Below are 13148 nucleotides of genomic sequence, written 5' to 3' on the forward strand. Positions count from 1 at the left end.
TTGATGTGTTATTGATAGATATTAAACATCATACAATGGCAGAGTATTTTATTTTACTGGTATATTTGGGTAATAAGTGTTTCTTCTTATTCAGCAATAACTGTCTACTCTAGTTTAGCAGTCACAAACACATAGTATTTGTGTATATGGAGAAGATTTAAGCGTCCATTTACCTAATTATAAAGCAGATAAAACACTTGGTAACGAACATCTAATGAATATAAAGAATCAAATTCAACAAGCAAAAGAAGACCTTGATGGTAATGAGGATATTGAAGATATTTTGGATTGTTGTGGATGGATTATGAAAATCATAGTTAGGGCAGGACTTGCACTTGTGATAGAGGAAGAAAACAAATATACAAGAGATTTATACCCAGCATATAGGATATTCTCTGAACACTATCCAGAAAAAGAATCTGAAATGAAACTAGCCCTTAAATATGCTATTAACCCAGTAGAAAATCCAAATGAAATTATTGATTTTTTAGATGATATGGGAAATTGGATGGTAAATGAGTCCGAAAAGTGGTTGCAAGTCTATAATCCAAAAAAGGTTAGAAATATGGATTTATAGAAAACTATGGATCGGGTTGTGAAAAATGGCATTTAATTGAAAGACGAATACAAAAAGAGTGGGAAACCACAAGACTTCTTGAAGACACAGCTTACGTTTTCTATTTTCAAATGAATAATGCTACAACTCAATTTCTGAAAGAACGTAGTAATTCTCTTTTTGATTGGATTGGTGAACTACCAGAAGATTTAATGTTTTATCATAATGATAAATGTATATTAGCTGTGTGTTCTCACGAAGAATATTTTTTAGTGGAAGAAACGATTTGGGCTAATTTTTTATTGAACTAACGGATGCAAGGTTTAAACAACGGGTCGTCGATTATGACGATCCTATTTTTATGTACCGGAATAATTATTGTAATTTTATGTTAAAATTAATATGTGAACTAAAGTACTTAAAGTAACGGGCAGGATTGTTTAATAAGGTTTTTTGGTATTTATGTTTAAATCAGTGTCAAGGAGGCTTTTTTTGCTACTACAAATTCTATTGATAATTTATCTTTTTATTTTTACTATTTATAGTTGGTTTGAATACAGAAGAGATATGGGGAAAGCAGAAGCAGAAGAAGAAATAAGAAATGTATTTGTTCGATTTCTTTTTGCAATTATTGCATTAGTTTTATCCATTTTAGTATTTATTTTTTAAAGTAAAGGGTGCAATAGTTAGAATAAGCTCGCTGCCATTGTTAAAGTAACGGGCAGGTTAGTTAAAGAGGGGTTATTTTATAGATGTTGATTCAAGGGGGATAATTTGGTGGAAGAAAATATTAACATTATTCGGTTTTGCGACAATTACTCTGACTTGGAAGCAATTGGAGAGCTTTATTGTGTTACTTTTTCAACAACAATAAACTATTCACTTGAAGATAAAGAAAATGCAATAAAAAACATTAAAAAGCACACGAGTTATGAAGGGTTTAAAGGTTTTAAAGCAGTAGATGACAAAGGAAATATTGTAGGCTTTACATATGGCTATACAAGTTTACCAGAACAGTTTTATAGACAAAAAATTGCTGAACAGTTATCAAAAAAAGAAATCAATATCTGGTTAAATTATTGTTTTGAATTTGTTGAAATAGCAGTAAGTCCTTCCTATAAACGTTCTGGAATAGGAAGCAAATTACACGATGCGATATTAGAGAGGAATAAGCATAAAACTTCTGTACTAACAACGGGTATTGATAACAGTCCAGCAATAAATTTATATGGGAGAAAAGGTTGGAAATTGATTAAAAAAGATGCTCCTGTTATTTCAGAAGATAATTTACAAGTAATAATGGGTAAAGAAATAAATTAAGTTGTTAAGCTAACTGGTGCGTTAGTGCAAGAACAGTAGCTTAAGTTATGGCTCAGAAGGAGGGGTTTTTGTGAAAGGCGTATGGAAAATTATGCATTATATCGAGTGTGATATTTATTGCTTGCGGCTTAACATTAACGATAACTTTCTTGGGTCTAGGTTTTGTATTTGCTGGAAGTCTTTGCTTATTCAAATATTTTCCATTTAGTTAATAAAACTTATTTTACGTTTCTATTATTAACAATTATGGAACAAGATTATGAAAGAAAGTAGGTAATAATTATGACAAAGAGAAAAAAGAATTATCTACAGGGGTTGCTAATACTTATTATTCTTGTACTTATGATATATACATTAGACTTACCTAAAGTTAGTAGTTTTATTACAATCGGTGTAGTAACAGTTGTAAATCTTTTGTTTTTTGAGTTATTTATATTTAGGGATAAAAATACAAATTAAGAAGGTTAATTTGTGTTTTAATTTTTTGAAAATACTAATATTAAAAGACTATGCTACCATGTTTATTAATTTTATGTCTTTCTATAAGTTCTTCTCTTTTCATTTTACCAGAAAGAACAGCTTTTATAATTTTCTCTGATTCTTGACTAATTATATTTCCCTCGATTTCTATTGTTGCTTTTGCTTGTCGGAAAATATATTTAAGCTTTTCAGGATCTGTAATTTTCATAAAATCCCTCATTCATTTTTTTAAAAAAAGAAGATGAACAGGATTCGGCTGGGTAATTTCTTAATCGAAAATTGTTAAATGATGTACTTAAGCTAACCGGGTGCTTTACTTCAATAAGACGCATAAATCAAAAGACCTTTAAATTTTTTTGTGAATATTTAGTAAGTACATGTACAGGGGGACAAGAGCTAATGAAAAATGAACGGAAAATAGAAGCTATATTTTTAGACAGAGATGGAACAATTGGAGGAGATGACACTGTACACTATCCAGGAACATTTGAATTATTTCCATACTCACAAAATTTGATAGATGAACTAAAGAAAGCTGGTGTAAAATTATTCTCATTTACCAATCAACCAGGGATTTCAGAAAGGAAAGTAACTATACAGGACTTTACTGAGGAACTAATTAGATTTGGTTTCGATGATGTTTTTATCTGTCCACATAGCCATAGTGAAGGTTGCATTTGCAGAAAGCCAAATACAGGTATGCTTATCAACGGTGCAAAAAAATATAATTTAAACTTGGAAAATTGTGTAGTCATTGGGGACAGATGGAGTGATATGTTAGCTGGTTCTAAAGTCAAATGCATTAAGATACTTGTAAAAACAGGGGCAGGTCAATCAGCATTAAATGAACACTATGACAAAATAAGAGATATAAAAATTGAATATATTGCAGAAAATCTCAAAGATGGAGTAGAGTGGCTTAACATTAAAAATTAATTTGTATATTGAAAAATTACGTTTTTGCGAGTGTTTTTTGAGAAAGATATTACATTTAACAGGTAGTTGTGAATCTATACACTTAAACTAACGTGAGCAATAGTTGAACAAGCTGTTGCTCCTGTTGGGATGCTAGTCGGAGGTTTGTGGAACAAGTTAATTGATTTTACAAGGAGTGATTAAAATCAACTTTGAGGAAATTGATATAAAGAAACATCGAGATACAGTAGTTGAATTTCGAAAAGGCTCATTTAAAGTAAGTTTTGGTGATACATCTGGATTTGGTGAAGAAGAGGATTATCTACGTTGGTTAGATAAAAAAATAAAAGATTTTCCTGAAGGTTTTGTTTTAGTTGAAGAAGACGGAAAATATATAGGACAACTGGAGTTAACAATTCGTGCTTATGAAGGTATTGCCATTGGTTATGTAAATTTGTATTATTTAATACCCGAAATGCGTGGGCTTGGTAAAGGCAAAGAATTACACGATTATGCAAAAAAAGTCTTTTTAAACAATAAAGTTAGTGAGTATCATCTAAGAGTTTCCCCATCAAATACTACTGCGATTAAGTTCTATCATACAATCGGAATGGAAGAAATTGGTCCAGAAGTTGATGGGAAAGTAATTAGGCTGAAAGGTTATTTATAAAAAATTATTTTGCTAACGGGTGCTTTAGTACAACATGGAAAAGGCGTTTTTTATTCAATTAACGGGCAGGTTTGTTGAATAACCTTTTAATACTAACAAAACTAAACCATGAAATTAGGGAGAAGTATGAACTTTATCATTAAAGATATGGATGAAAATTTAGCAAGACAGACAATAAGTTGGATATATGAAGAACCCTATGACTTTTATAATAATGAATTAAATGAAGAAGGCATAAAAGAACGGAATACGGGGTTCACATAAGGTTAACTTTTGCAACATTTAATAAAAGAGCAATTCATTTATATGAAAAGATAGGGTTTGTAAAGCAGAACAAGTTCAATACTGATTTTGCAGAGTTCATTACCATGATTAAAGAAAATTAGATGATAGGTGCAACAATCGATTTATGGATACCATTTAATGAGGATTTGAATTAGAAAATAGAATAGACTGAAAAGGAAGTATCACAATGAGTAGTAATTATATTGAAAGTATTAAACAGGTTTATCCTGACCTTTCTATTAAAGACTATTACCCTAATGAAATTGGACAAAATAATGATGTGTTAATTATAAACAAATCTATAGTATTTAGATTTCCAAAATACCAAAAGGGAATAATACAATTAAAAAAAGAGACTGAAATTTTAGAATACATTAGAAATATCGTTTCAATTCAAATCCCACACCCAATATATAAATCTTTTGATAAATTAGAGCCAGGAAAAGTTTTTACTGGATATAACCTAATTGATGGAGTTCCTTTTTGGAGGGGAAGCTTAGAAAAAATTAAAAGTGTTGAATTGATAAAAGGGTTGGCATTACAACTCGTCGGTTTTCTTAGAGAAGTGCACTCTATTTCAAAGGAAAAAGCACTTGATGTTTTGACACTGGATGATAACAATCCATGTAAAGAAATGTCTGAACTATTTGATAAAATACAAAATAAACTATTTCCTTATATCAGAAAAGAAGCTAAAAACGAAATAACTCAATCTTTTAAAAATTTTATAAACGGGAAAGGGTTAGATGTGAAAACTACACTTATACATGGGGATTTCGGAGCATCTAATATCCTATGGAATCCAGAAATAAGTAGGATTTCAGGCATAATAGATTTTGGTGGTTCAAGTTTAGGAGACCCAGCGTATGATTTTGCTGGAATACTTTCCAGCTATGGTAAAGATTTTTTTAATATGTGTATTAACCTATATCCTAATGGAAATGAAATATCTGAACGTGTGAAATTTTACAAAAGTACATTCGCTTTACAAGAGGCATTGCATGGGGTTGAAAATAACGATAAAAAAGCGTTTGAATATGGAATTAAAGATTATAGATAGATACTTATTCCACTAACGGGAGGCAAGAGTTAAACAAGGGGTCGTCGATTATGGCGATCCTATTTTTATGTACTGGAATAATTATTGTAATTTTATGTTAAAATTAATATGTGAACTAATGTACTTAAAGTAACGGGCGGTAATGTTTAATAAGAGTGTTATTTTAATAGAGGTGATTTTTAATGGAGCTAGTATTTATTAGACACGGACAAGGGGAACATACCTTAGATTCACCTTACAGTTTACATATTTCAGACCCTGCTTTGACTAAAGAAGGGATAATTCAAGCAAAAACGCTTAGAAAACAATTTCCTTTATCACAAACAGATGTAATTATAATTAGTCCTAGTAGAAGAACTTTACAGACTGTAAAGTTTTGGAGTGAAGGTATAGAGTGCAGGAAAATAGTAAGTCCGTTAGTATCTCCGAGAATGTTTCCTCAAAAATCTAATGGAAAGACGTTACTTTGTGATAAGCTTTTTTCGAAGGAACAAATAAAAGATGAATTTTCAGATTGTGAAATTGAAGAAAACATATCAAATATATATTGGTCTAACGGTATAAATACGGTTTCAGAACAAGAGTTTAAAGTCATTGCAGAAAAATTCCTGAAATGGTGTAAACAAACTTGTAAGAATAGAATATATGTAGTTTCTCACGATGGAACAATAACTTCGTATAGACAATTTATTAGTGGTAAAAAACTATCCCGAAATGATTTCCCCAAAGAGACAGGTTGGATAAAAATAAATTATTAAATCTTCAACAAACGGGTGCTTTCGTTTAATAAAGAATTGCACCCTTGTTCAACCATAGAAGCAGGTTAGCGAAACAAGAAAAAAATCTATTTACTTTTTTAGGAGATTAATATGTTAATATCTACAATGATTATTGGCTGGGCAGGAATTTTAATTTTTTTGATTATTGCTTTTACATTTCAAAAGATGGTTAAAAATAATGAGTTTGCCTTCTTGCACATATTAATGGCACTAATGTATGCGATGTGGCTTCCTTTACCATTGGCTTTATATCAATTACTTAATTCGGAACTTCTACAAGTTGGCACGATATTTGGGTTAGCGTATTTACTTATGTTAGTGATTACAATGGCACTTCAAACAGGTCATATTACATTCATTGTAAAACAGAATGATGATATGGCAATTAAAGATAAACAAGCAGATTATATGATGACAACTTTATCTAATCCGTTCGAAGGGTTATCAAATGTATTCAAGTGTATTTGGGCATTATTTTTGGGAATCACTTTTTGGGATAGCGGCGAAATATTAATGGCAAGTCTTATGTTTTTATACAGTTTACTGCTATTTTATTATTTATTTATAATACTGGATACAAGTTTAATAAAACGAGTTAAGTTTTTTTCTAAGGTAAAACCGAATCCATTTATAATTAACCTCGAAACGCTATTTTTTTTCATTATATTAATGAGCTATATTACCTTGAAAATTTAAAGATAAATCTAAATTCAAATTTTTGTGGAGTAGTTTACTTAAAGTAAACGGAGGGTTTAGTGGAACAAGGAAATGTTGATGTCGCAGCACCTATTGTTTGTTGAGCTAACGGACAGGTTAGTTAAATAAGGATTATTAAATATATTACATTCGGAATCATTTATAGTGCTTGTCCGTATGGAATAGAAGGAGTGATTTAAAAGTGATAAATAACACCATATTTAATATTGCAATCGCAATTATATTTTTTGGTTTATTCATAATAGGGATGGTTTTTTCGGGAGAATTTGAATTACTAATGTTAATAGGAATTATTGGTCTGATTGGCTTTTCTTACTTTGTCTTTCGTGTAGTAACTATGTCAAAAGCAAACCAAAGTTAACTCCCTTCAGTGTTCAACTATCGGGTGCTTTAGTGGAACAAGGAGCTGTTGATGTCACAACTCCTATTGTTTGTTGAGCTAACGGGCAGAATAATTGAAGAAGCGACGAGAAATAATGCTATAAGAAATGAGGTTTGAGTGTGCTATTAGATAAATATATGCAGAAAAAGTTTCCTGATTTAGAACTAAGACCACCCCTATTTTATAATTGGGATATTGGTATTCGTTTTGAATTAGGTGTGGACTTATGATGTTAAGTATACTTATAAAAATAGTCCATATTTAAAAGGGGTTTATAAAAGGGCAATTATTTTATTTAAGTCTTTACATACATCAAATGATGATATTTACATTGTAGTAGATGTAAATGACTTTGCGGACGGTGAAACTTTCAAACACAAACTAAACATTTTTTCTAAGTATGTAAAAAAGAAATCGGTTTTGTCTAAGTTACAACAAAATACAATTCCTTATATTTTTACAGAAGATGATGAAGAGGGAACGTATAGAACACATAGATTTATTCTGAAATGTAAAACATCTGACTTTGAATATATTCCCATGTTAAAGGCAATTTGTAATCAAGATATGGGATTAAAACCAAGTATTTTTCACGATGTATATTTCATAAATGTTAGCAAGGACACTATATTTCACGTATATGACGATAGAGGTTGTGATTTGCTGGCTACCTCACCCGATACAATACGAGATATTTATGAAGAATACAATGATTGGATATTAAACTATGACCGAGATAAAATTGATAAAGTCTTTAAAAAAGATTATTGAACTAACGGGTGCAATAGTGGAGCAAGGCATTGTTGACGTCGCAGCTCCTATGACTTGTTGTACTAAATGGCAGTTTAGTTTCATAGCGTGAGAAAGGTTATAGTAGTGCAGATGAGAAGTAGATATAGAGACGTAGTGTGGAGGTAAGATTGATATGTTAATGATTAATAGAAATGTAAAGGGCAAACGTTATAAGCAATTAATAGACATACTCTCAAGGAATTGCAACCGCTTTGCTTTTGTGGAAAATAGACAATTGATGGAGTTTGAAGAAGAACGTCTTGCCTATGTTGGGGATATTATATCCGATATTAAATGGCATTTAATTGAAAGACGAATACAAAAAGAGTGGGAAACCACAAGACTTCTTGAAGACACAGCTTACGTTTTCTATTTTCAAATGAATAATGCTACAACTCAATTTCTGAAAGAACGTAGTAATTCTCTTTTTGATTGGATTGGTGAACTACCAGAAGATTTAATGTTTTATCATAACGATAAATGTATATTAGCTGTGTGTTCTCACGAAGAATATTTTTTAGTGGAAGAAACGATTTGGGCTAATTTTTTATTGAACTAACGGATGGCTTTATTTTAATAAGGAATCGCCATCCATGTTGCACTAACTCAGCAGGTTAATTGAAGAATTCTAATATAGTGTTGTGGGTGTAATATAAAGAAAAAAATAATGGAGGATGACAGTTTGAAAATGGAAATTAGAAGTTTTACCGAAAAACCTATAAAAGCAACTGAACTTATGAGACTTTATAGTGATGTAGGTTGGTGGGAAGATAGATAAGAAAAAGATATTGAAGGAATGTTAAAACGAGAAATATCAGTTGGTGCTTGGAAAGGTGATTCTCTAATAGGCTTTGCAAGGGCTGTATCGGACGGTAAATTTAGGGCTTATATTGAAGATGTTGTATTACATACTGAATTTCAAAAGTCAGGTATTGGGACGGAAGTTGTATCACAATTGTTAAAGGAACTTTCTCACATTGATGTAATTACGCTGTTTTGTGAAGAGGATTTAATTCCATTTTACGAGAAAAATAAGTTTAAATATAGTGAATCACAATTTGTAATGCACAGAAAATAAAGCATATCTTATTGGGCTAACGGGTGCTTATCTGGAACAAGGGGTACAGACTATATTTCGAACTGAAGAGTTCAATAAGATAATAATATTATATGGTAAAATAATGGTAACAGATGTTTTATGGGGTGATAATTATGAGAGGAGGGTTATAAATTGGGTAATATTGATAAAAGAAATCGATTAGATGAAGCACCATTTAGCTACAAGGTTACTAAAAATAATACTATTCTTATCAATTATAATGGAAAACAAGTAAAAATATTAAAAGATAAAGACGCTGAAAAAATATTAAAGAAAATTAAAATAGCTGATGATGAAAAAGAAGTTCAACTGATATTGGCAAAGATAACAGGAAATTTTAAAAGAGGAAATGAACGTAATGTGAACTCAAAGAATATGTGAAAATCATAAACAAGTTATTTAACAAACGGGAACTCATTTTGAAGAAGGATTAAGCTAATCAGATTGAGGTATTAATTGACAGAGGAACGAGGTGAAAAAGTGCGATTACAAATTTCATTAATAGTATTAATAATAATAATTTTATTGCTTAGAGGAAAACAAAATGGCAGTATGAAATTTACTGTTAAAAAGTTCTTTTTAGGTCTAGTGGTAACTATTGTAATTATTAACGTCATAATGTTTTTCATATTATAAAAGAATACTATGTGAAATATCGCACTTAAAGTAAAGGGTGGCTTTAGTACAACATGGAAAAGGCATTTTTTATTCAATTAACGTGGCAGGATTGTGAAACAAGCAATTTGATTTGTTCAAGAAAGGAGAAGGGAATTTAAAATGAGAATTTTTGATGCACATTTTCATATTATTGATTTTGATTTTCCTGTTATTGAGAACCAAGGATATACACCACCAAGCTATGTTGCAACAGATTATCAAAATGAAACTGCTGATTTGAATGTATTTGGTGGAGCAATTGTATCTGGTTCTTTCCAAGGATTTGACCAAGACTACTTATTGAAAGCACTTAAACAAATGGGCCCAGCATTTTGTGGTGTAACACAATTGCCGTTCACTGTGACGGATGATGAAATTATAAGTTTACATAGCAGTGGAATAAGGGCATTACGATTTAATATCAAACGAGGCGGTTCAGAAGATTTATCAAAACTCAATTACTTTGCAAGAAGAGTTTACGATTTAGCAGGGTGGCATAGTGAACTTTATATTGATGCAAAAGAGTTACCAGAGATTGCATCGATTATCGAAAAATTACCTGCTATTTCAATTGACCATTTAGGACTATCTGAAGAAGGATTACCACATTTATTAAAGCTGGTGGATAAAGGTGTTAGAGTTAAAGCCACTGGTTTTGGTCGTGTACAATTGAATATCGAGAATGCTTTAAAGTCCATTTATGATATTAATCCAGATGCTATTATGTTCGGAACAGATTTGCCATCTACAAGGGCGAAAAGACCTTTTGAATATGCCGATATCGAACTAATTCAGCGTCTATTTGAGGAAAAAGCTACCGATAAAATCTTGTATTCTAATGCGTTAAAATGGTACTTCAAGTAATTCGGTTACAATTTATAATGAAATTTGTGAGTGAGTACACTTTAAAGTAACGGATGCTTATATATAATAAGTAAATAACATATATGGATATTTATGTTAAAATATTCAAGAGTATAATGGATAATAAATAGTAGATTTTTTAAGGGGGTATCTTTATAACACATTATAAAAAGAAAATTGGTTATTTTTTATACGGGCTACTGTATCTTGGTTACATCTTTTTTATTAGTCTTGGGCATTCTTCGTTTAGTATTATAAGTATTCCTTCTATTTCCCTACCATTTATTTTATTTATACTAATTTTATGGAATCGGCCCGAAATAAAAAATGATAGAAAAGCGAAAGGTAAACGCATCTTCATAACTATTATGGGTACTATACCTTTTCTAATCTGTGCGTTTATGCTAGGGATAAACGAGTATAGAACGAACTTCACTACAGAAAAATGGGTAGATAATATCAGAGAAAGAGTGTACATAGTTGACGATTTAATAAACACGTATGATTTAAAAGGAAAGACTAAAAGTGAAGTTATGACATTATTGGGTCCACCAAATGAAACGGAGTATTTCAAAACTGAAAAAAATATTGTTTATTATCTAGGGGATGAAAGAGGTTTTATACCTATTGATAGTGAGTGGTTAGTAATTGATTTTGACGGCAACGAAAAAGTAAATAATTATGTTGTGCGTACAGATTAGTTGGGATATTATCTTTTGTTCTTCAACTAAAGGGTGCCAATGCTGAACAACGCTATTCGCATTCCCTATTTAGAAATTGGGGGTGAATTCACATTTTTGAAAAACAGTTTTATAGTCTAGTAAGACAATCAACTAAAGTTTCCTTTACTTTAGCTATTATCATTATTCTATTCTTTTCTGGAATCTCATTTACGTTCGTGATTCCTGGATTGAAGGGTTTTGACCTGTTTTTTATAATTTTGACACTATTGATGTATTTTATAGTAGCAAACATATTTGTGGGTCTATTTAAAGGAAGATTATTGTTTGTTCCTATGATTAGCTTATTTTTAAGTAGTCTTGGAATGGGGTGGCGTTTATGGCTTGAGTGGGGAGAGTTTAGTTTAGTTGAACACATGAATCCAACAGTTTATGTTGGTTACCCAATTGTTGGCTCTCTCATTATTACAGGCTTTTACAGCATTATCAGTTTCTATGTATGGAGAAAAGACAAGGTTTGAGAGCAAATAAATTGTAAAGTTGTCTTTCGCTTATCAACAAACGGGTGCTTTCCTTTAATTAGGAATTAAACCCTTGTTCATTCCACTAAAGCCGCAGGATAGTTGAATAAGAGTGCAGAGTTACTTTTTTTGAAGGAGGAGTTTTGATGAATTTAGTCTTTATAAGACACGGACAAGGGGAACACACCTTAGATTTACCTAAAAGTCTACATACTTTAGACCCTGCATTAACAAAGGAAGGGATAAATCAAGCCAAGACACTAAAAAAACAGTTTCCTTTATCACAATCAGATGTAATTATAATTAGTCCAATTAGAAGAACCTTACAGACTGCACAAATTTGGAGTGAAGGTATAAAGTGTCAGAAAATAGTAAGCTCATTAATATCTCCAAGAATGTTTCCTCAAAATCCAGAATGGCAGACACTACCTTGTGATGAAATTCTAACAAAAGAAATAATAAAAGAAGATTTCACTGATTTTTACATCGAAGAAGAACTATCAAATGAATGGTGGTCAAAAGGGATAAATAAATTACCTGAAAAAGAGTTTAAAGTTATAGCAGAAGGTTTTTTAAAATGGTGTAAGCAAATTGGAAATAAAAGAATATACATAGTTTCTCACGATGGAACGATAACGTCGTATATACAGCTTATTACTGGTAGAGAACTCACCAGAAATGATTTCCCAAAAGAAACTGGTTTTTTAAAAGTTAATTGTTAATATTAAACTGGCAATAAATGAATTGGAATAAGAAATGTGAACTATTGTAATTAAATTAACGGATGCATTAATGAAAGAAGAAGTTGTCATTTTAGCAATTCACATCGCTTATAGTGCTAAATGGTAGGATTATTAAACAGGATAAGTGAATAAATGAGGAGGGATATTGATTTGCATAAGAGAAAAGCAGGAGATATTTTAGGTGTTACCTCTATATTAACAATGATAACAAGTATCATATTTTTCTATATCCAAAGAGGGCCAAATGCTGATATTTACTTTGGTATTACCATTTTTAGCATTTTATCGATTGTTGGTATTTTATCTGCTATATTCTCTTGGTTAATGTCTAAACGACTTATTCTTTTAATGATCGCCTTATTAGGTAATGGATTTGTTTTGGCTTTTACTTTCTTTTTAGCACTAGCAATGGGAATTAGTGAACCATAAAAAAATCATCTTAAACTATCAGGTGCGAATGTTCAACAAGACCAGTCCCTTCTTGTACAAACGGGGCAGAAGAGTTGTGCGAAATGTTCCTAGTTTAAATGGAGGATGGCTACATCTCTCTGGTAAAGGCTAGGCAATTCCTTACGGAATTGAAGGATTATATTGAAGAATCAAATGAAGAGGTAACGCTCGGAAGGGT

The 13148-nt window shown here is 31.1% G+C and carries 19 protein-coding genes and 2 pseudogenes; 20 read left to right on the forward strand and 1 reads right to left on the reverse strand.

What is annotated here, in order from left to right:
• The first annotated feature begins 214 nt into the window (after positions 1–214).
• The 4 genes from D2K62_RS18150 (at position 215) to D2K62_RS18860 (ending at position 2335) form a co-directional block, all read left to right on the forward strand.
• Positions 215–577: a hypothetical protein gene (locus D2K62_RS18150; protein ID WP_117161853.1), complete on the forward strand. Its 363-nt coding sequence runs from the start codon at positions 215–217 to the stop codon at positions 575–577.
• 471 nt (positions 578–1048) lie between these two features.
• Positions 1049–1225 (forward strand): hypothetical protein, encoded by a 177-nt coding sequence (locus D2K62_RS18855; RefSeq protein WP_157967350.1) that lies wholly within the window; start codon positions 1049–1051, stop codon positions 1223–1225.
• A 108-nt stretch (positions 1226–1333) separates the two neighbouring features.
• Positions 1334–1876, forward strand: a complete 543-nt coding sequence (locus D2K62_RS18155; RefSeq protein WP_157967351.1) for a GNAT family N-acetyltransferase — start codon at positions 1334–1336, stop codon at positions 1874–1876.
• 282 nt (positions 1877–2158) lie between these two features.
• Positions 2159–2335: a hypothetical protein gene (locus D2K62_RS18860; protein ID WP_157967908.1), complete on the forward strand. Its 177-nt coding sequence runs from the start codon at positions 2159–2161 to the stop codon at positions 2333–2335.
• Positions 2336–2375: 40 nt separating this feature from the next.
• Here the strand turns inward: D2K62_RS18860 and D2K62_RS18160 are convergent, their stop codons facing one another.
• Positions 2376–2564: a hypothetical protein gene (locus D2K62_RS18160; RefSeq protein WP_112180383.1), complete on the reverse strand. Its 189-nt coding sequence runs from the start codon at positions 2562–2564 to the stop codon at positions 2376–2378.
• 191 nt (positions 2565–2755) lie between these two features.
• Between D2K62_RS18160 and D2K62_RS18165 the strand changes: the two genes are divergently transcribed.
• The 16 genes and pseudogenes from D2K62_RS18165 to D2K62_RS18245 all read left to right on the forward strand — a co-directional run bounded on the left by D2K62_RS18165 (position 2756) and on the right by D2K62_RS18245 (position 12949).
• Entirely contained in the window at positions 2756–3292 is a 537-nt protein-coding gene (locus D2K62_RS18165) for an HAD-IIIA family hydrolase (protein ID WP_112180384.1), read from the forward strand.
• A gap of 160 nt (positions 3293–3452) precedes the next feature.
• Entirely contained in the window at positions 3453–3941 is a 489-nt protein-coding gene (locus D2K62_RS18170; protein WP_332871742.1) for a GNAT family N-acetyltransferase, read from the forward strand.
• A 126-nt stretch (positions 3942–4067) separates the two neighbouring features.
• Complete coding sequence (locus D2K62_RS19525; protein WP_332871743.1) at positions 4068–4205, forward strand: hypothetical protein; 138 nt, start codon at positions 4068–4070, stop codon at positions 4203–4205.
• A 208-nt stretch (positions 4206–4413) separates the two neighbouring features.
• A complete protein-coding gene (locus tag D2K62_RS18180; protein ID WP_112180385.1) occupies positions 4414–5286 on the forward strand; it encodes a phosphotransferase family protein in 873 nt (290 codons plus the stop codon).
• Positions 5287–5468: 182 nt separating this feature from the next.
• The gene (locus D2K62_RS18185; RefSeq protein WP_117161854.1) at positions 5469–6044 is read left to right on the forward strand and encodes a histidine phosphatase family protein; all 576 of its coding nucleotides are present in this window, start codon (positions 5469–5471) and stop codon (positions 6042–6044) included.
• A gap of 111 nt (positions 6045–6155) precedes the next feature.
• Positions 6156–6761 carry a hypothetical protein gene (locus D2K62_RS18190; protein ID WP_117161855.1) on the forward strand — a complete coding sequence of 202 codons (606 nt, stop codon included), beginning with the start codon at positions 6156–6158 and terminating at the stop codon, positions 6759–6761.
• Positions 6762–6963: 202 nt separating this feature from the next.
• On the forward strand, positions 6964–7143 hold the full coding sequence (locus D2K62_RS18195) for a hypothetical protein (RefSeq protein ID WP_117161856.1): 180 nt from the start codon (positions 6964–6966) through the stop codon (positions 7141–7143).
• Between the two features lie 158 nt (positions 7144–7301).
• A pseudogene (locus D2K62_RS18200) lies at positions 7302–7935 on the forward strand (DUF3885 domain-containing protein).
• A 154-nt stretch (positions 7936–8089) separates the two neighbouring features.
• Positions 8090–8515 (forward strand): stage III sporulation protein AH, encoded by a 426-nt coding sequence (locus D2K62_RS18205; protein WP_117161857.1) that lies wholly within the window; start codon positions 8090–8092, stop codon positions 8513–8515.
• A 129-nt stretch (positions 8516–8644) separates the two neighbouring features.
• Positions 8645–9034, forward strand: a pseudogene (locus D2K62_RS18210) (GNAT family N-acetyltransferase).
• A 153-nt stretch (positions 9035–9187) separates the two neighbouring features.
• Positions 9188–9436 carry a hypothetical protein gene (locus D2K62_RS18215; RefSeq protein WP_117161858.1) on the forward strand — a complete coding sequence of 83 codons (249 nt, stop codon included), beginning with the start codon at positions 9188–9190 and terminating at the stop codon, positions 9434–9436.
• Positions 9437–9832: 396 nt separating this feature from the next.
• Positions 9833–10576: an amidohydrolase family protein gene (locus D2K62_RS18225; protein WP_117161860.1), complete on the forward strand. Its 744-nt coding sequence runs from the start codon at positions 9833–9835 to the stop codon at positions 10574–10576.
• Between the two features lie 470 nt (positions 10577–11046).
• The gene (locus tag D2K62_RS18230) at positions 11047–11277 is read left to right on the forward strand and encodes a hypothetical protein (protein ID WP_157967909.1); all 231 of its coding nucleotides are present in this window, start codon (positions 11047–11049) and stop codon (positions 11275–11277) included.
• A 344-nt stretch (positions 11278–11621) separates the two neighbouring features.
• Positions 11622–11777, forward strand: coding sequence for a hypothetical protein (locus tag D2K62_RS19225; protein ID WP_232828045.1), 156 nt, complete (start codon positions 11622–11624; stop codon positions 11775–11777).
• A gap of 146 nt (positions 11778–11923) precedes the next feature.
• Complete coding sequence (locus D2K62_RS18240) at positions 11924–12499, forward strand: histidine phosphatase family protein (protein WP_117161863.1); 576 nt, start codon at positions 11924–11926, stop codon at positions 12497–12499.
• A 171-nt stretch (positions 12500–12670) separates the two neighbouring features.
• A complete protein-coding gene (locus tag D2K62_RS18245; RefSeq protein ID WP_232828046.1) occupies positions 12671–12949 on the forward strand; it encodes a hypothetical protein in 279 nt (92 codons plus the stop codon).
• The last annotated feature ends 199 nt before the right edge of the window (positions 12950–13148 follow it).

The organism is Paraliobacillus sp. X-1268 (assembly GCF_003426095.1).
GTDB lineage: Bacteria > Bacillota > Bacilli > Bacillales > Amphibacillaceae > Paraliobacillus_A > Paraliobacillus_A zengyii.